Source organism: Sphingobium sp. VMM, from assembly GCF_056790315.1.
Genome location: NZ_JBXGSI010000002.1, coordinates 130,955 through 149,743 on the forward strand (window position 1 = coordinate 130,955; position 18,789 = coordinate 149,743).

13 protein-coding genes are annotated in these 18,789 nt (G+C 66.0%); 8 read left to right on the top strand and 5 right to left on the bottom strand.

The window, feature by feature from the left end; all coding sequences use genetic code 11:
• Positions 1–9: 9 nt before the first annotated feature.
• Positions 10–1,341 (bottom strand): sensor histidine kinase, encoded by a 1,332-nt coding sequence (locus ACUCV3_RS03275; protein WP_122928276.1) that lies wholly within the window; start codon positions 1,339–1,341, stop codon positions 10–12.
• Positions 1,338–2,078: a response regulator gene (locus ACUCV3_RS03280; protein ID WP_010338467.1), complete on the bottom strand. Its 741-nt coding sequence runs from the start codon at positions 2,076–2,078 to the stop codon at positions 1,338–1,340. Before ACUCV3_RS03280 ends, ACUCV3_RS03275 begins: the two co-directional genes overlap by 4 nt.
• Positions 2,079–2,282: 204 nt before the next feature.
• Here ACUCV3_RS03280 and ACUCV3_RS03285 point away from each other — a divergent pair, with 204 nt between their 5' ends.
• The 7 genes from ACUCV3_RS03285 to ACUCV3_RS03315 are packed head-to-tail and all read left to right on the top strand — an operon-like array spanning position 2,283 to position 8,786.
• Positions 2,283–2,591 (top strand): high-potential iron-sulfur protein, encoded by a 309-nt coding sequence (locus tag ACUCV3_RS03285; protein ID WP_122928277.1) that lies wholly within the window; start codon positions 2,283–2,285, stop codon positions 2,589–2,591.
• On the top strand, positions 2,591–3,247 hold the full coding sequence (locus ACUCV3_RS03290) for a cytochrome b/b6 domain-containing protein (RefSeq protein ID WP_122928278.1): 657 nt from the start codon (positions 2,591–2,593) through the stop codon (positions 3,245–3,247). The genes ACUCV3_RS03285 and ACUCV3_RS03290 overlap by 1 nt, the downstream gene beginning before the upstream one ends.
• 26 nt (positions 3,248–3,273) lie before the next feature.
• Complete coding sequence (locus ACUCV3_RS03295) at positions 3,274–3,738, top strand: c-type cytochrome (RefSeq protein WP_122928279.1); 465 nt, start codon at positions 3,274–3,276, stop codon at positions 3,736–3,738.
• Positions 3,738–4,529 (top strand): COG4315 family predicted lipoprotein, encoded by a 792-nt coding sequence (locus tag ACUCV3_RS03300; RefSeq protein ID WP_482240383.1) that lies wholly within the window; start codon positions 3,738–3,740, stop codon positions 4,527–4,529. The genes ACUCV3_RS03295 and ACUCV3_RS03300 overlap by 1 nt, the downstream gene beginning before the upstream one ends.
• A gap of 17 nt (positions 4,530–4,546) precedes the next feature.
• Entirely contained in the window at positions 4,547–5,734 is a 1,188-nt protein-coding gene (locus ACUCV3_RS03305) for a hypothetical protein (RefSeq protein ID WP_122928281.1), read from the top strand.
• The gene (locus ACUCV3_RS03310; RefSeq protein WP_122928282.1) at positions 5,731–7,449 is read left to right on the top strand and encodes a DUF1592 domain-containing protein; all 1,719 of its coding nucleotides are present in this window, start codon (positions 5,731–5,733) and stop codon (positions 7,447–7,449) included. The genes ACUCV3_RS03305 and ACUCV3_RS03310 overlap by 4 nt, the downstream gene beginning before the upstream one ends.
• Positions 7,446–8,786, top strand: coding sequence for a DUF1552 domain-containing protein (locus ACUCV3_RS03315; protein WP_010338474.1), 1,341 nt, complete (start codon positions 7,446–7,448; stop codon positions 8,784–8,786). The genes ACUCV3_RS03310 and ACUCV3_RS03315 overlap by 4 nt, the downstream gene beginning before the upstream one ends.
• Before the next feature lie 4 nt (positions 8,787–8,790).
• Here the strand turns inward: ACUCV3_RS03315 and ACUCV3_RS03320 are convergent, their stop codons facing one another.
• The 3 genes from ACUCV3_RS03320 to ACUCV3_RS03330 all read right to left on the bottom strand — a co-directional run bounded on the left by ACUCV3_RS03320 (position 8,791) and on the right by ACUCV3_RS03330 (position 18,037).
• The gene (locus tag ACUCV3_RS03320) at positions 8,791–11,829 is read right to left on the bottom strand and encodes a glycosyl hydrolase family 28-related protein (RefSeq protein WP_122928284.1); all 3,039 of its coding nucleotides are present in this window, start codon (positions 11,827–11,829) and stop codon (positions 8,791–8,793) included.
• A gap of 78 nt (positions 11,830–11,907) precedes the next feature.
• Complete coding sequence (locus tag ACUCV3_RS03325) at positions 11,908–14,877, bottom strand: TonB-dependent receptor plug domain-containing protein (protein WP_122928285.1); 2,970 nt, start codon at positions 14,875–14,877, stop codon at positions 11,908–11,910.
• A 136-nt stretch (positions 14,878–15,013) separates the two neighbouring features.
• Positions 15,014–18,037, bottom strand: a complete 3,024-nt coding sequence (locus ACUCV3_RS03330; RefSeq protein ID WP_122928286.1) for a glycosyl hydrolase family 28-related protein — start codon at positions 18,035–18,037, stop codon at positions 15,014–15,016.
• Between the two features lie 154 nt (positions 18,038–18,191).
• Here ACUCV3_RS03330 and ACUCV3_RS03335 point away from each other — a divergent pair, with 154 nt between their 5' ends.
• On the top strand, positions 18,192–18,773 hold the full coding sequence (locus tag ACUCV3_RS03335) for a gluconokinase (protein ID WP_122928287.1): 582 nt from the start codon (positions 18,192–18,194) through the stop codon (positions 18,771–18,773).
• The last annotated feature ends 16 nt before the right edge of the window (positions 18,774–18,789 follow it).

An 18,789-nucleotide genomic window follows, 5' to 3' on the forward strand; every position in this document is an offset into this window, starting at 1 on the left:
GAAAACGCTCTAAACTGGCAGCTCGACCTGCGCGCGCAGCCCACCATCGGGCGTGCGCGCCAGCAGCACCCGCCCCTGATGCGCCTGCGCTGCCGACTGGACGATCGACAGCCCCAGACCCACGCCGCCGGTGCTGCGGTTGCGCGAGGGTTCGCCGCGATAGAAGGGCTCGAAGGCGCGGGCGATATCGGCCTGTTCCATGCCCGGCCCGTCATCCTCGATCGTGACGATCGCCCGCCCCTCGTCGCGCATCACCCGCACCCGCGCGCGATTGCCATATTTGATCGCATTGTCGATCAGGTTGGTGAACAGCCGTTTGAGCAGGATCATGTCACCCGCGATGATGACAGGCTCCGCGCCCAGCAGGGTCACGTCACGGCCCATATCGGAAAAATCGTCGACCAGCCCCTCGACCAGCAGGCCAAGGTCGAGCGGTTCCTTGAGGCGGGGGCGGTTTTCATTGTCGACGAAGTCCAGCGTCGTACCGATCAGCGCCTCCATCTGGCGGATTTCCTCCTCGGCCGCGATCCGCACCGGCGCGGGCGCGGCGGTGAGGTGGAAATGGAGGCGCGACAGCGGCGTGCGCAGATCATGCGCGATCGCGCCGACGACCGAGGTGCGTTCGCGCACATAGCGGGCGATGCGCGCCTGCATCTCGTTGATCGATTGCGCCGCCAGCCGGATCTCGCTCGGCCCGTCGAGCGGGATCGGCTGTTCCTCCTGCCCTGCCCCCATCCGCTCGGCCGAGGCGGCGAAGGCGCGGATCGGGCGGGTCAGCCGCGCGCTGAACCAGAGGCTGAGCGGCACCACCAGCAGGATGCCGACGAGGAAGGCATATTGGCCGAGCAGCCGCCAGAGCGACCGCCCGCCCCGCGCTTCCCGCGTGATCATCCGCCACTGACCGTCGGGCTGGCGGATCGCGGCGGTGAAGGTGCCCAGGATGAAGGGATCGGCGACGCCATCGGGGCCATAAAGCTGCATCTCCGCCACGAACTGGCCGATCCGCTCGCGATCGCCGGGGTCGAGACGGATGCGCACATCGGCCGCCGGCAGGCTGAGGCGCCGGGCCAGCAGCGCGGCGATCAGCCGATCGGCCGGGTCGGTCGATGCCGGCGGCGCGATGGCCTGCCGCACCTCATGCACCACCGGCTCGTCGCGCAGCAGGGGCTGGCCATGGACGATGCGGGCAATCTCATAGACCGACAGCGGCACCCGTTCGGGCGGGATGAAATAGAGCAGCAGGGTCAGGCTGAAGGCGGTCAGCGTCAGGATCACGACCAGGGCCAGCGCCAGCAGATGGGCGTGGATCGAATTGGCCCAGCGCAGGAAGCCCGCCTTCATCCGCGCTGCACCGGCGCCTGGAAGATATAGCCTTCAGACCGGACGGTGTGGATCAATTCGCCGCGCGCGCGGGTGCCGAGCTTGCGGCGCAAGCGGCTGACCTGGGTGTCGATCGCCCGGTCGAACACATCGGCATCCTCGCCGCGCGCCAGTTCGACCAGCGCGTCGCGGTTCAATATCTGCTGGGGATGTTCGATGAAGGCGAGCAGCAGGGCGAACTCCCCCTCCGACAGGCTGATGATGATGCCGGCGGGATCGCGCAGCACCCGGCGCACCGGATCGAGTTGCCACCCTTCGAAATGATAATGGGCTAGCACCGGCTGGCGGGTGTCGGCGACCGGGCGACGGCGGCGCTGCAGCGCACGGATGCGGGCGAGCAACTCGCGCGGCGACAGCGGCTTTGGCAGATAGTCGTCGGCGCCCATTTCCAGGCCGGTGATCCGGTCCCCCTCCGTCCCCAGCGCCGACACCATGATGATGCCGGCATCCTGCTGTCCCGCGAGCGAACGGGCGATCGACAGCCCATCCTCGCCCGGCATCATGACGTCGAGGACGATGATGTCGACCGGCTGATGGGCGAGTATGGCCCGCATCGCCGGGCCATCGGCCGCTTCGCTGACGACATAGCCTTCCTGTATCAGGAAAGCGCGGACCAGCGCGCGCAGCGACGGATCGTCATCGACGATCAGGATATGCGTGTCGCCCGGCGCGCTGTCGCCTGTCAGCTTCGCTGTCACCCTTACCTCTCCTCTTCCCATGCCGCTCCTTCTAGCCGCCGGCCCGCGCCGGATTTTGTCAGGCCCGACACAAAGGGCGGAATAAGCGCCTGCATTCTGCGCCGATTTTGTCGGCGCTGACAAATTAATCCGCCGCCCCCCTGCTAGAAGGATCGCACAAGAGGACCGGAGCAACCGGGCCGGCACGGAAGAGGAGTGGGCCGCATGGCGGCAAGCCATCATCATGTCCGTCACTGGAGCCGCCGATCGGCGCTGGGCCTGATCGCCTGCGTGCCGCTGGGGATTGCGAGCATCGCCAATGCCGCCGAATGCGTCGATCCCGCCAGCCTGTCGGCCGCGCAGAAGAGCATGCGCAAGTCGCTGGGCTTTCGCACGTCGAGCGATGCGACCAAGCGCTGCGGCCTGTGCGCCTTTTTCACCGCCGCCCAGCCCGGTTGCGGCAAATGCGCGCTGCTGAGCGGCGGCATCGTGCCGGCCGAAGGCGTGTGCGACAGCTGGGCGAAGAAGAGCTGATGGCGAACCCAGCCCGCCAATATGTCTGGGACTTGCCCATCCGCCTGTTTCACTGGTCGCTGGTCGGCCTGATCGGCTTTTCCTGGTGGAGCGCGGAAACCTATCACATGGACTGGCATCGCCTGTCGGGTCAGGCCGTGCTGTTCCTGATCGCCTTTCGCCTGATCTGGGGCGTGATCGGATCGGGGCCTGCGCGCTTTGCCCAGTTCCTGCGCGGGCCGCGCGCGATCTTCGCCTATCTGACCGGCCGTGTGCCCGCGGCGCCGGGCCATAATCCGCTGGGCGGCTGGAGCGTGCTGGCGATGCTACTGGCGCTGTCGGTGCAAGTCGGCACCGGCCTGTTCGCGGTCGATATCGACGGCATCGAATCCGGGCCGCTGTCGCATCTGGTCGATTTCGATCAGGGCCGGCTCGCCTCCGAGATTCACGGCATCAGCTTCACCATCCTGCAGATGCTGATCGGCCTGCATGTCCTGGCGGTGCTGTTCTACCTGCTGGTGCGGCGGCGCAACCTGATCGGGCCGATGGTCAGCGGCCGCGCGAAAGTGACCGGCGAGCCGGTGGCGGTGCGGCGCGCGTCGCCTGTCGCCTTCGCCGTCGCCATCCTGCTGGCGGGCAGCCTCGCCTGGTGGGTCTTTGCCGATCCGATGCTGTGACAGACATGAAAGGGACGAGGATGAGGATGCACGATACAGCCCGGATGAAGCGGCCGATCGCGATGCTGGCACTGCTCTGCGCGGCACCGCTGGCGGCCGCGCCCGGCGATATCGTCGCCACCCGGATCGCGGGTTTTCGCGAGGTCGGCGCGGCGTTCAAGAATATCAATGACGAGCTGAAATCGGCCACGCCGCAAACCTATGTGATCCAGATTTCGGCGCGGCAGATCCGCGATTATGCGCGCCAGCAGCAGGGCTGGTTCCCGGCCGGCAGCGGCCTGAAACCCGGCGTCAAGACGGCGGCCAAGCCCGAAATCTGGAGCCAGCCGGCCGCATTCAAGGCGGCGCAGGACGGCTTTACCGCACAGGCCAACAGCTTCGCCACCGTGGCGGCGAGCGGCGACGTGGCGAAGATGCGGGTTGCGGCCAAGACGCTGGGGCAAAGCTGTGGCACCTGCCATCGCAGCTTCCGCGTCGAGGAGAAGCGCTGATGTGGCGCCGGGCGGCCGCGATCCTGTGGCTGGTGCAGCCGGCCGCGCTCTGGGCGCAGGCCGCCGACCTGCCGCCCGAGGCCGCGAGCGGCGAGCCGCTGCCGGCCGGCGTCAGCGTCCGCAAGGTCGGCGAGCAGAGCATCTATGTCGATGCCCATGGCCGCACCCTCTATGGCATGGACATGCGCGCCGTGACCGGGCGGACCGGGCATCAGCCGCTCTGGTGTTCGGGCGATTGCCTGATGCAATGGACGCCGCTGGCCGCGCCGGCCAAGGCGGAGATCGTGCCTGCACCGCCCGAGTTCGGCGGCGATCGCAAGGCGCCCCGGCTGAAGCAGGACGGCGCCGACTGGATCGTGATGCAGGGACCGAGCGGGCCGCAATGGGTCTATAAGCGGGTCAATCTGGTCTTCACCCATGCCGGCGATCGGCCCGGCACGATCGGGCATGAAGGCGAGGACGCTCTGGTCTGGAACAGCCTCAAATATGTGCCGGCCGCGCCCAAGATCGACGCGCCGGCCGATGTGACGGCGCGGCTGGTGGACGGACGCTATCTGCTGGTCGATGGTCAGGGGAATTTGCTGATTACGCATAAGGGCAAGGCCTGTGGCACGGACTGCGCCGACTGGCGCGTCTTCCCGGCGGGCATGGCGCGGCGGGGCATGGGCGCCTGGACCGTGCGGCCCGATGGCGACCGCGCCCAATGGGCCTATCGCGACCGGCCGGTCTTCACCATCGCGGGCGACGACCCGGCGGACATTCCCGCCGAGGCCGAACCGCTGATCCCATGACATTTCGCAAGGAGAGGATGATCGTGCAGTATCATCGCACACTGGTCCTGCTGCTGGGCGCGCTGCCACTCGCGGCGTCGGTGCCGGCATCTGTGTCAGCGCAGGGCGATGCCCCCGCGAAACCCGCAGCGCTGCCCGCGCCGCCGGCCAATGGCGAGATGGGCTTCGTTGTCAGCCATTTCGCGCCCGCCATCTATCAGGGCAAGGAAGATTGCCCGCAGGGCCTGGCCGCCACCCTGCGCGAAAATTATCTCCAGACCCAGCCGGTTGGCGAGCGGGCGCGGCTGCTGGAAAAGGCGAACGAGAAAGAACTGACCGCGCGCTGGACCGGCTATGCCTTTGGTCCCGACAATATCAACATCTGCACCCATCCCGACAAGTTCGATCGGCCGCCCCAGCGCATGGTGCAGGGCAAGGTCGCGCAGGGGCTGAACCTGGACGATGATGCGGACGGCGCGGCGGCGGGCGACACGTGCGGCCATGCCAATTTTACCGGGCCTGCCGGCGAGCCAGGTGTCGACAACCAGATGTGGCGGGCGATGGGCTGCGTGCGCACCTGGCGCGGGGTCGACGGTATGGGCGGCGATATCGTCAAGGGCCTGACCCAGTTTCTGGTCAGCGGCGAACATAGCCAAGTGCTGTTGCTGAGCGGCGTCGACAGTCTGGAGAATGATCCCGACGTGACGGTGATCTACGCCAATACCGAGGATCGGGCGGTGGTGGATTCGCGCCAGAATTTCATCCCCGGCGCCAGCTACAGCGTCACCGCCAATGCCGCCCATCGCAATGTGCTGAAAGGGCGGATCGTCAATGGCGTGCTGACCACCGAGCCGGCCCATATCCGCCTGAAGCAGAATTGGGGCCAGGGATCGGAGCGGGACATTCGCGGCCGGCGCAACGAATATGATTTCACCAAGGCGCGGCTGCGCTTCACCTTCCAGCCGGACGGATCGATCAAGGGCATCGTCGGCGGCTATCAGCCGATCTGGAACGTGATGGCCAGCGCCTCGGTCGGTGGCGAGGGCGCGGCGACCACGGCCGGCTATGACTGCGCCGCCATGTATGCCGCCTTGAAGGCGATGGCCGATGGCGATCGCGATCCGGCGACCGGCCAGTGCCGCCGCATTTCCAGCGGCATGGAGGCCTGGGCCGTGCCCGCCTTCATCACCGACCGCCTGCCCCAGCCCAAGGTGGCGCAGCGATGAGCTGGCCGTTTCGCCGCCGGGCGCGCGGGGCGCTGCTCGCCGGATTGCTGCTGAGCGCCTGCACGGTCGAGAAGGCGCCGCAGACCGCCGCCACGCCCGAGGCCAGCTTCGCGCCCTTGAAGACGCCGCTGGGCCAGGTGGCGGGGATGCGCCGTCTGACCGAAGCGCAATATCGCAACAGCATCGCGGACATTTTCGGTCCCGACATCAAGGTGGCAGGCCGGTTCGAGCCGATCGTGCGGCCGGTGCATGAGTTGATCTCGACCGGCGCCAGCGCATCGACCATCTCACCCGCCGGACTGGAGCAGTTCGACGCGATGGCGCGCAATATCGCCGCGCAGGTCTTCGCGCCGGATCGCCGCGCCCAGTTCATGCCCTGCGCCCCGCGCGATGCAGCCGCACCCGATGCCGATTGCGCTGCGCGGACGCTGATGCCGATCGGCCGCTACCTGTTTCGCCGGCCGATGACGCAGGAAGAGATCGGCGCCTTCGTCATGATGGCCGGCAAGGGCGCTGGCGATGGCCAGGGTTTCTATGACGGGATGCAGCTGGCGCTCGCCGCCATGCTGGTATCGCCACAATTCCTCTACATCATCGAGAGCGCGGAGCCCGACCCGGAAGCGCCCGGCAGCCTGCGGCTCGACAATCATGCCCGCGCCGCGCGGCTGAGCTATCTGCTGTGGAACACGACGCCCAATGAGGCGCTGCTGCGCGCGGCCGACGAGGGCAAGCTGACCGATCCGGCCCAGCTCGCAGCAATCGCGCAGAAGATGGTGCGTTCGCCGCGGCTGGAGGACGGCGTGCGGGCCTTCTTCGCCGACATGCTGCTGTTCGAGAAGTTCGACGAGATGGCCAAGGACCAGATCGTCTATCCCCGCTTCAACCCCGATGTGGCGTCGGCCCTGTCCGAACAGATGCTGCGCATGATCGTCGACCAGCTGGTGACGCGGCAGGGCGATTATCGCGACCTGTTCACCACCCGGCGGACCTTCATCAACCGGGCGCTGGGGCCGCTCTATCAGGCCAAGGTGTCCAGCATGCAGGGCTGGGTGCCCTATGAATTTGCCGATGGCGACGATCGCGCCGGGCTGCTGGGCCAAGCCGGTTTCCTGGCGCTCTATTCCCATTCGGGGCGCAGTTCGCCGACCCTGCGCGGCCGGGCGATCCGCGAACTGCTGCTGTGCCAGCCGGTGCCCAATCCGCCTGGCAACGTCAATTTCACCGCCGTGCAGGATGTCGGCAACAAGGCGATGCCGACCGCGCGCATTCGCCTGAACGCCCATAACAGCGATCCGGTCTGTGCCGCCTGCCACAAGATCACCGACCCGCTGGGCCTGCCGCTGGAACGGTTTGACGGCATCGGCGCCTTCCGCCGGACCGAGAATGACGCGCCGATCGATACCGCCGGCGTGTTCGAGGGGACGGCCTTCCAGGGCAATGTCGGCCTGGGGCAGGCGCTGGCGGCGAGCAAATCGACCACCGAATGCGTTGCGGGGCGCGCTTTCCAATATGCGACCGGGCGCATGCCGGAGGATGAGGAGGCGACCGCCATGGCGCTGGAACAGGGTTTTGCTGCCGATGGCTATCGCATCCAGGCGCTGTTCCTGCGGGTCGCGACCATGGCCGATGCCTATCGCATCAGCACCCCACCGCTGGCCAAGCCGCAGGTCGCGATGATGACCAGCCCGCATATCCGTGAAGGAGACCGTCCATGAGCTTCACCCTCGATCGCCGCACTGCGCTGCGCGGCATGGTCAACGGCATGGCCGTGGCCGTCGGCCTGCCGCTGCTCGACATCTTCCTCGACGGCAACGGCACCGCCATGGCGGCGACCGGCGCGCCGATGCCGATCCGTTTCGGCACCTGGTTCTGGGGGCTGGGCGTCAATCCGCCGCGCTGGTTCCCCAGTGCCGCCGGCAAGGATTATGAGCTGAAGGTCGAGCTGGCCTCGATCGAGGCGCTCAAGCACAAGGTCAATATCCTGGGCGATTTCACCCTGCCGCTCGATGGCAAGCCCAACCTGCCGCACATCAGCGGCGGCATCGGCATCCGCACCGGCATGGCGATCGATTCCGACCGGGGCCTGCCGGGGCCGTCCTTCGACGTGTCGATCGGCGATGTGATCGGCACCCGTACCCGTTTCCGCTCGATCGAACTGTCGGCGACCGGCGATCCGCGCAATTCGCTGTCCGGGCGCGGCAATGGCAATCTCAACCCGGCGGAAGTGTCGCCCGCCGCCCTTTATACAAGGCTGTTCGGCGCGGGCTTCCATGATCCCAACAGCGCGACCTTCACCCCCGATCCGGCGGTCATGGCGCGGCGCAGTGTCCTGTCCGGCGTGTCCGACCAGCGCCAGGCGCTGGAGGCGCGGCTGGGCGCGGCCGACAGGCAGCGGCTCGACCAATATTTCACCTCGCTGCGGCAGCTGGAAAACCAGCTCGACGTGCAGCTGACCAAGCCGGCGCCGATGCAGGCCTGTGTCGTCCCGCCCAAGGTGCCCGACCTGCCGGTCAATGCCGAGATCGAGAATGTGATGCGCAATCACGAGATCATGACCGATCTGCTGGTGATGGCGATGGCCTGCGACAATGTCCGGCTGTTCAACATGAACTTCAACAATGGCGCATCGTCGCTGACGCGGGTGGGCAGCACCATCACCCATCATCAGCTGACCCATGAGGAGGTGCTGGACAACCGGCTGGGCTATCAGCCCGAAGTCACCTTCTATGTCGACAAGTGCATGGAAGCCTGGACCTATTTCATCAAGGCGATGGACGCGGTGAAGGAAGGCGACCGCACCCTGCTGGATAACAGCCTGGTCTTTGCCCATAGCGAGACCGAGTTCGCCAAATTCCACACCATCGACAATATCCCGATGATGACGGCGGGATCGGCCGGCGGGCGCATCCATACCGGCCAATATATCACCGGCGACGGATCGCCGGTCAGCCGGGTCGGCCTGACCCTGCAACAGGCGATGGGCGTGCCGGTCGACCGTTGGGGCACGGGCAGTCTGGAGACGAACAAGATCATCCCCGGACTGATAGTTTGATCCCCTACTCGACCCGCGCTGCGTAAAGGCCGTGGTGCGACAGCATGAACAGGGTCTTGCCGTCCGGGCCGCCGAACAGCAGCTGTAGCGGCCGTTCGGGCACGTCGATCCGGCCGATCGGCTTGCCGTCGGGCGCGTAGACGAAGACCTGGCCATTGGCGACATAGACCCGGCCCTGCGCGTCGCTCACCACGCCCTCGCCACCGCGATCGGCGAAGGGCTTGAGGTCGGTGAGGGTACCGTTGCCGGCGACCAGCGCGCTGTAGGTACGGTTTTCCGATCCGTTGGTGACATAGATGCGCTGGCCCGGCTTGCCCTGGACGAAGCCATAGCTGTCGAGCGTGTGGGAGAAGCGCAGGCCGCGATGGTCGACCGGTCCCTGGGCGAAGACGCGCCAGGCCGGCAGGGCGATGCTGCCATCGGGCGAGACATAGGCCTGCGCATTGGGCTGCGCCGTGTCGCGGGCGAACATCTCGGCAAGCGTGGTGAACGCATAGGTCTTGGGATCGATCTGGTCCCTGAATTCGCCATTCACCCACCAGTTGACCGGGAAGATCGTGGCCGCGCTGCCCTGCCCCGCGGGCGTCACCGGGATAACGCTGACCTGCGTGTCGGGCGCGCCGGGGGTGACGCTGTAGACCGTACCGTTGCGGCCATAGGAGGAGAGCACGAGCAGGTTGCCCGACTTGTCGATGGTCAGGTTCACCGGATCGAGCGCGGCGTCGCGGATCATCTCCAGCCGGCCCGCGTCGGACCAGCGCCAGATGCGCTGGAAGAAACGGTCGATGAAATAGAGCCGGCCCTGTGCGTCCACCGCGCCGCCGCCCAACCCATAGAAGCCGTCAGCGAGCTTCTCCACGCTGGCGCCGCCAAAGGTCGAGGGGGCGACCGGATCGGGTTTCGCCGGCACATCCAACACAGCGAATTCGCGTTCGCGCACTTCCAGGCCGTGGGTGATGTCCTGAATCGCATTCTCGAACGGATATTTGGTGAGGCGCAGGAAGGTGCCGCAGCCATTTTCATCGCAGGTGCCGACCCCGCTTTCCGCGTTCACATGGACGTTGCGGAAGCGGATGTCGTGGGAATTGTAGAGCGACACGGCGGTCGGCGCAGGCTTGCGCGTGCGGGTGACGCGATAGCCGTGGAAATTGGCGACCAGGATGTTACGGGAGTCGCGGATTTCGAGCGCGACGGCATCGCCGCTCTCGCCCGCCTCCCCCTCGGTCTGGGGCGCCAGCAATTCCCAGTTTGCGACGCGGTTGAGGCCGATTTCGGTGCGGACATGATGTTCGACCGAGGCCTGGATCAACCGGCCCGGCGTGTCCGTGTCGGAGATCAATATGCCCGGATGGCCGAAGGTGCTGGGGCTCCAGATATTGGCGAAGGTGCCTCCGCCCCCCTGCGTCACCCAGAGGCTGGCATATTGGCCACCCCAGCGGCGCGATGCGTCGGGATCGGCGGTGGCGTTGTTGTTGTAGGGGGTGCGCCGGCTGCCGTCGAAGGCATCGGTGCCATGGCCGCCCTGGAACTTGACGTCGTTGACCATCGAGTTGGCGCCGGCCTTCCACAACAGGCCGGTCGCGCGCGGATTGGCACCATTGGTGTCGAGTGCCAGGCCGGCGACGATCGCATCGCCGCCCTGCGCGCTTTCAATGAGCGCCTTGGGCGCACCGACCCCCTGGAAGGCAGGCGTGCCGTCGGGCAGGACGATCTGGGTCAGGCTGGGGTGGAGGCCAAGCAGCACCGTGTCGGCGCGCAGCCGCAGCGTGTCGCTGACCTTGTAGAAGCCGGCAGGGAGGTAGACGACACGATGGCTGTCGATCGCCTTCTGCAGCACGGCGGTGTCGTCCGTGCTATTGTCGCCCTTCGCCCCCAAGGTGCGGACATTCACCCATTCGGAGACGGGCGGCAGCGGGCGAATGGCGGGCGCGCCGGGCGCCGGCAGGCTGGCGATCGGCTGCGCCTGCATATCGGTCTTGTAGTCGCCGATCCGGCCAAGCCCCGGCAGGGTCAGGCCATGGGTGAAGGAGGAGACCTTGTAAGCCTTCCCCTGCCCCGCCACCGTCCGGCCGCTTTCGCGGAAGCGGGCGAAGGTGGGCATGTTGGCGGCCAGTACATTCTGGAAGCCGACCTGGGTGTAGACATTCTTCTCGTTGGAGATGATGACGCCGGCCTTCGACACATTTTCGAACCGGACATCCTGACCCCAGAGCCAGTCGCCATAGCCCCGGTCAATCTCGATCCCGACCGGCACATTGCGGAAGGCGACATTGAGCAGGGTCAGGCCCGCTTCATGCTCGCGAATGGCGGCGTCGCGCTGTCCCTCGAAGGTCGCGTCGACCAGGGCGAAAGGCCAGGCCGGCGAGGTCTTTTCCGCGAGGATGCCATAGCGGCCGCCCTTGAAGTGCAGATCCTCCGCCTCGTTGGCGACATGGTAGAGGCCCGCGAGGCCCGAACCGATGTCGAAATCGACATGGCTGACGAAGCTGTGCTGGGCGGAATGGAAGCGGATCGCGGTCGCCGCCGGATTGCCGTCCATGATGCGGAAATCGATATTGCCGAGCGCGGAATAGAAGGTGCCCGGATTGGCGTCGGCAATTGTCTTGTCGAACGGCACGCTGCCGGCCGGCGGGAAGGCGGCGGGCCAGCTGTCCTTGTCGGTCTGACGCTTGCCACCGGTGAAGATCAGCATATGGGCGACGCCGCGCTGGAAACCGGGCGTGTTGGTGCCGAGCAGGATCACCGGACGCTGGGCGCCGATGCCGAAGATGCGCACGCCCGGCCACAGGAACAGGGTGCGGCTGATGCGATAGGTGCCCTGGGGCAGGAAGACGATGCCGCCGCCGGGCGTCGCGGCGGCGGCATCGAGCGCCTGCTGGATCGCGGCGCTGTCATCGGCGCGGCCATCGCCCACGCCCTTCACCGTCACGGCGCGCGCATCGTCGGGCATGGCGGTATAGACGGACGGGGAAGCGGCGGCGGGCTGTGCTGCGGCCAGGCACAGCAGGACGGATGCGCAGGCTCCGCTCAATCCACGATACATCTATCAGGCTCCGTAAAAAGAAGATGTCCCGGCCGTGCAGGACCGGGACAAGTTTGGGGGGAGAGATGTTATGTTTTATCAGAAATTGAAGCGGACACCGGCGCGATAGATGCGGCCCAGCGTGTCGTAGAGCGCCGGGTTGATATCGAGACCGGTGTTGGTCTGGGGCGAGGCGACCGGATCCTTGTCGAACAGATTGTCGACCTTGCCATAAAGGGAGACACGATCGCTGAACTTGAAGGTGGCGCCGATGTCGACATAGAAGGCCCCCTTCATCTTGTTATAGTCGATGGTCGGGTGGTTCGCGGTCGAGGTCGGGCAGGACGACTGGCACACGACATATTGGTTGCCGAAGGTGCCGTCGCTGATCCAGCGTTCCTGCACCGTCAGGCTGAACTTGCCGCTGTCATAGGTCTGCACCGCCAGCCATTTCCAGTCGGGGGTGTTGCCGTTGTTGGCGCCAGCCTGATCGACCGGATCGACACCGGCAATGCCCGCCTCCACAATGAACTTGCGGATATGGGTGCCCAGCGCGCGGACGGTGAAGCTGCCCGGCAGGCCGAGCGGCTGCTGCCACTGATAGCTCGCCTCGATATCGAAGCCGCTGGTCCGCCAGGAGGCAAGGTTGAACGGCTGGACATTGATATAGTTGAGGCTGGGATTGGCATTGTCGAGGCTAAAGCCGCCACAGAAGGCCTGATTGCCGTCATAGCAAAACTGGACGATCTGCTGCGCCGACAGGCTGGAGACGACGCCCTTCAGCTTGATGTCATAATAGTCGAACGACAGGCTGAGGCCCGGCAGCCAGGAGGGACGCGCCAGCACGATGCCGATTTCGGTGTTGCGGGCGATTTCCGGCTTCAGATTGGGATTGCCGATGGTGTTCTGGAATGCCTGAACCGCTGCGCCCTGGAAGGGATCGCTGAAGTTCGGCAGGGTCGTGACGGTCGGCGCGGCGAACAGTTCCGACAGGTTCGGCGCCCGGACGTCGCGCGAGGTGACGGCGCGCAGGCGGATGCCGTCGAGCGGCGTGTCCCAGGTGCCGCCGACCTTCCACGCCCAGACCGTGCCCGACGTGCTGTAATGGGTGCCACGGCCCGCGGCGTTCAAATTGGCGCGGCCGACCGCCTCGCTGTCGAACAGCGGCATGTCGATTTCCACGAAGCCTTCATAGACTTCATATTTGCCGCGACCATTCTTGTAATTGCCGGCTGCCCAGTTGCTGCCCTGCGCACCGTTGAGCAGCGGGTCGGCCGGATAATCGGCGCTGTTGGGGCTGAGGTCGGACACGCCCGCGCCATAGGGGTCGGCGTTCACGCGATAGAATTCGCGGCGATATTCGGCACCGAAGGCGACCGACAGCGGTCCCGCCCACAATTCCACCGGATTGCCCGAGAAGTTGAGGCTGGCGACGTCCTGGGTCAGCTTGGTGTGCTGGAACGGACCATTGTCATGCGGCGCGACATAGGCGAGCGCGGCGGCCGAGGGGGTGAAGCCACCGAAGATGTTGATCGGCTGGCAACCCAGCGCGCGGGCGGCCGGATCGGCGCAGACGATCGCGCCGTTCAGTTCGATCGCATTGGCCGCTGCGGCATAGCGGTTCTGCAGCACGATATCCTTCACCCGGATGTCCGAGATGGTGATGCCATGCTCATAATAGGCGTCATAATTCCAGTCGGTGCCGGCCGCGCCGAACTTGCCCTTGGCGCCGGCGACGAAGCGATATTGCTTGCGATCGGTATAGACCTGCGGATCGGGGAAGGCGGCGTTGGACGAGCCGAAGCCGAAGGAGGTAATGCCGGCCGTGGCGCACTGGTCGCGCACCGACTGAGGCAGATAGGGGTTGGAACATTGGACGGTCAGGTTGGCGCGGCCATAGCCGGGGCTGGGCTGGTTGTTGGTCTTCACCTGCGCGACATTGACCGTGACATAGGCTTCGTTGTTGTCGGCGAAATCATAGCCGATCCGGCCATAGCCGTTGATGCGTTCCAGCGAGGATTTGAGCGAGGCGCCCGAGCCGGGTGCGCCCGACAGGTCGCCGCCCTCGCAGAAGCTGTTGCCGCGATAGCAGTTGGTGACCGCGCCGGTGCCGGTCGGCGTACCGTTCGAGCCATAGTTGAACTGATAGGGATTGCCATTCTGGTCGAAGGCTATGCCCTGCAGCGGGCCATTGTTGATCAGGCCGTAGCGGGCATATTGATAGGGCTGGGCATAGTCGCGGTAATTATATTGCGGCAGGCCATTGTTGGTCTGGCCGGTATTCATCAGCGTGGTGGCGCGATACCAGTTGCGGCTGCCGGCCAGATCGGTGCCGAAGTCGCCGGCGCCCACGCCGCCTTCATGGTCATATTCGCCGCTGACGACGACATGCAGGCGATCATCCATGAAGGATTTGCCGTAGGCGGCCTGGACCAGCGCGGTTTCGTCATCGCCATATTTGGTGATGCTGCCCAGGATATTGCCCTTGAAGCCTTCAAAATGGGTGTCGGTGATGAAGTTGACGACGCCGCCGACCGCATCCGAACCATAGGAGGCCGACGCGCCGCCGGTGACGACATCGACGCGCTTCACCAGCAGCTGCGGAAACATCGAGATGTCGGGCACGCCGGTGACATTGGCGCCGACGACGCGCTGGCCGTCGAGCAGGGTCAGGGTGCGGATCGCGCCCAGGCCACGCAGCGAGAAGGAGCTGAGGCCCTGCTGGCCGCTGGACGTGGAGAAGGTGCCGGTGGCGGCGCCGGTCGAGCCCTGGAGCGAGGGCAGCTGGGCGATGGTGTTGAAGATGTTGGGCTGGGCGTTGTTGGCGATCTGCTCCTCACCGATGACGGTGGTGGGCGTCGGCGCATTGAAGCCGCTGGTGGTGATGCGCGATCCGGTGACGATGATGTCGGCGCTCTGTGCGGCAGGCGCATCGCTCGTCTGGGCCTGCGGCACGGGTTCGGCCGCCGGTTCGGTCTGGGCCTGGGCGGTGCCGGCCAGCGCCATGATGGCGACGGCGGCCAGGCTGACGCCCGCCATATGCCGGTGGATTGCGATCTGCACGTTCATTCCTCTTCCCCTCTTGTCACCAGGCGCCCTCCCGGCGTCGGCGCGCCCATGGCGGGCTATTGTGTGAGTATTAATCCCGAGCGGTCGCCACCGCACTTACGACATAGGTCGTAGGCGGCGGCGAACCGTCGCTTTTTCAGGGCTTTGCGGCGTAGAGCGCGTGATGCGTCAGGATGAAAAGCGTGCGTTTGTCGGGGCCGCCGAACAGGATCTGGAGCGGCCGGTCGGGCACATCGATCCGGCCCGTTTCCTTGCCGTCGGGGCCGTAGACGAATATCTGGCCATTGGCGACGAACACCCTGCCCTGCCCGTCCACCGCGACGCTTTCGCCGCCGCGATTGGCGAAGGGCTTGAGCGCCGTCAGCGTGCCGCCCGGCCCTACCGTGCCGCTATAGGTGATATTCTCCGACCCGTTGGTGACGAACAGGCGATCGCCGATCTTGCCGGAAACGAAGCCATTGGCGTTGAGCCCGTCGGACCAGCGCCAGCCGGTGTGATCGATCGGCCCCTGCTGCCAGACGCGAAAGGCCGGCAAGGACAGGCTGCCGTCGGGTGAGACATATTCCTTGGCCTTGGGCGTGCCGACGTCACGGGCGAACATTTCGGCCAGCGTCGTGAACTCGTAGGTCTTGGGGTCGAGCTGGTCGCGAAACTCGCCATTATTCCACCAGTTGACCGGCAGCAGCGTCTTGCCCGCGCCAGTGCTGCGCACCGGAGTCGGCTGGATCAGCGTCAGCGCGTCCTTGGGGCCAGCCGGGTCGAAAGAATAGGCGCCGCCCTTCGCGCCGAGCGAGGACAGGACCATGACATGACCCGAAGCGTCGATGGCGAGATTGACCGGATCGAGCGCATGGTCGCGGACGATTTCCAGCCCCTTGCCCTCGCTCCAACGGTGGATGCGCTGGAAGCGGCGATCGATGAAATAGAGCGCCCCCTGTGCATCGACTGCCGCGCCGGAGATCGACCAGAAGCCATCCTCCAGCTTCTCGACCTTCGTGCCCGAAGGCGCGACCGCAGGGACCGCGCTGCCGGCCGGGCCGATATCCAGTGCGGCAAACTCACGCTCGCGCACCAGCAGCTTGCGGCTGACATCCTCGATCGCATTGTCGAACGGATATTTGCTGGCGCGCAGGAAGGTGCCGCAGCCTTCATCGTCGCAGGTGGCATAACCGCTCTCGCCATTCACATGGACGTTGCGGAAGCGGATATTGCCGGAGTTGGTGATCTTCACCGCGCTCTTTTCCGGCGCATAGGTGCGGGTCACGCGATAGCCATGATAATTGGCGAACAGCAGGTTGCTGGAGTTGCGGATATCGAGCGAGATGGCGTCGGGGCCATCATCGACCTCCTGCTCGGTCTGGGGTGCCAGAAACTCCCAATTATGGACGTTATCGAGCACGAATTCATTGCGGGCATGATGTTCGACCGACATTTCATAGACATGGCCGGGCGTGTCGGTGTCGGTGATGTAGAAGCCCGCTTGGGCAAAGCTGTTGGGGCTCCAGACATCGGCGAAGGTGCCGCCGCCGCCATCCGTCACCCAGATGCTAGGATATTGGGCGTCGAGCCGGCTGTCGGTGACCGGATCACCGGTGTTGACGCGCAGCGTGCCGAGCATCTTGCCATCGGCGGTGGGCGTGCCGCCGCCACCCATGATCTTGACGTCCTCGACCAGGCTCTGTTCGCCCGATCGCCAGAGCAGAGCGGAGGCGCGCGGGTTCACCCGGCCGGTGAAAAGGCCAAGGCCGGAGAGGATATTGTCGCCGCCCTTGCGGCTTTCGAGGATCGGCAGGACGGCGCCGAGGCCGGCATGTTTGGGGTTATTGTCGGGAATGAAGAGCTGGGTGATGGCCGGGTGCAGGCCGATGAGGATGCTGTCCGGGCGTAGGGTCAGCCTGTCCGTCACCTTGTAGAAGCCGGTCGGGAAATAGAGGATGCGGTTGGCGTCGATCGCCTTTTGCAGGGCGGCGGTGTCGTCCGCCTTGCCGTCGCCGACTGCGCCCAGGGTGCGGACATTGACCCACTGGTCCATCGGCGGCAGGTCGCGGATCGCGGGCGCACGCGGCGCCGGCATGGCGGAGAGCGGCTGAATGTCGGCGGTGGTGGCATAGTCGCCCGTGTGGCCGAGTGCGGGCACGGCGAGGCCATAGGAGAAATTGGCGATCCTATAGGCCTTGCCCTTGCCGTCGATCGTCCTGCCGCTGTCGCGGAAGCGGGCGAAGACCGGGCTGTTGACCGCCAGGGCGTTTTCGAATCCGACCTGGGTGAAGACATTCTTCTCGTTCGAGATGACGACCCCGGCCCTGGACACATTTTCGAACCGGACATCCTTGCCCCAGAGGCTGTCGCTGTAGCCCCGGTCGATCTCGATCCCGACCGGCGTGTTCCTGATCGCGACATTGACGAGGGTAAGGTCGACCTCATGCTCGCGGATCGCCGCGTCGCGCTGGCCGTCGAAGGTCGAATCGAGCAGGGTGAACTGCCAGGCGGGCGAGGTTTTTTCGGTGACGATGCCGTATCGGCCGCCCTGGAAATGGACATTCTCGATCACGTTTCCGGCCTGATAGACGCCGGCAAAGGCGGTGCCGAGGCGGAATTCCATATGGCTCAAGAAAGCATGCTGGGCCATGCGGAAGCGCACGCCGGCGGCGGCCGGATTGCCGGCGCCGATCTCGATATCGACATTGCTCATCGACGAATAGAAGGTGCCCGAATTGGCATCCCGCACGACCTTGTCGCGGGGCACGACGGTCGGCACCGGGACCGGCACCTTGCCGACCTGATATTGATCGCCGCCGGCGAAGATCACCATGGTCGACACGCCCTGCTGGAAGCCCGGCGTGTTGGCGCCGAGCAGGATCACCGGGCGGGTCGGGCCGACGCCATAGACGCGCACGCCCGCCGGCACGATCAGCGAGCGGGTGATACGATAGGTGCCCGATGGCAGGAAGACGATGCCATGGCCGGTCGCGTCGCGGGCCTGGTCGAGCGCCTGCTGGATCGCGGCGCTGTCGTCGGCACGGCCGTCGCCGACGGCCTTCACCGTCACCGCATGGGGCTCGGCCGGCGCGACCGGGAAGACCGAGGTCGTCGCGGCGAAGGCCGGTGCCCCAAGCGTTGTTGCCGCCAGCAAAGCCGCGATCATGCTGCGTCCGATCATGTCCGCCTCCCATCCTCATTTTTATAGATGGTGCATGGCTAGGGGAGCGGTCGCGGCTTGGCACTTGCGACAAAGGTCGTAGTTTTCCTGCGGGGTGGCGCGGCCTTATAGCGGAAAAACCAATCCCCCTGCCCCAGCGACCAAGGACGCCCGCTTGCCGATTTCCGCCGACCCTGCCCCCGTTTCGCCCAAAGCCGTGGGACGCGCCGTCATCGTCATGGGGGTCAGCGGCTGTGGCAAGTCGACGCTGGGCGCGATGCTGGCCCAGGCGCTGGACTGCCCCTTCCTGGAGGGGGACAGCTATCATTCGGCGGCGGCGGTGGAGAAGATGCGCGGCGGGCAGGCGCTGACCGACGATGATCGCTGGCCCTGGCTCGACCGGCTGGGCGCGGCGATCGCCGGGACGGTGGCGGCGCAGGGCGTGGCGGTGGCGGCCTGCTCCGCATTGAAGCGCGCCTATCGCGACCGGCTGCGCGCGGCGATCGGCGTGCCGGTGCATTTCATCCTGCTCGACAATGACCGCGACGAACTGCTGGCGCGGCTGGGCAACCGGCCGGGCCATTATATGCCCGCCAGCCTGCTCGACAGCCAGCTCGCCACGCTGGAACCGCCGCTGCCCGAGGAAGGGGCGATGATCCTGACCACCAATGTCCCGGCGAGCGAACTGCGCGACCGGGCCCTGATCTGGCTGGGATCTGGCCTGGCTGGGATAGGGTCACACCGACGCGACAGTTGAAAGTTCATAGTGTCGA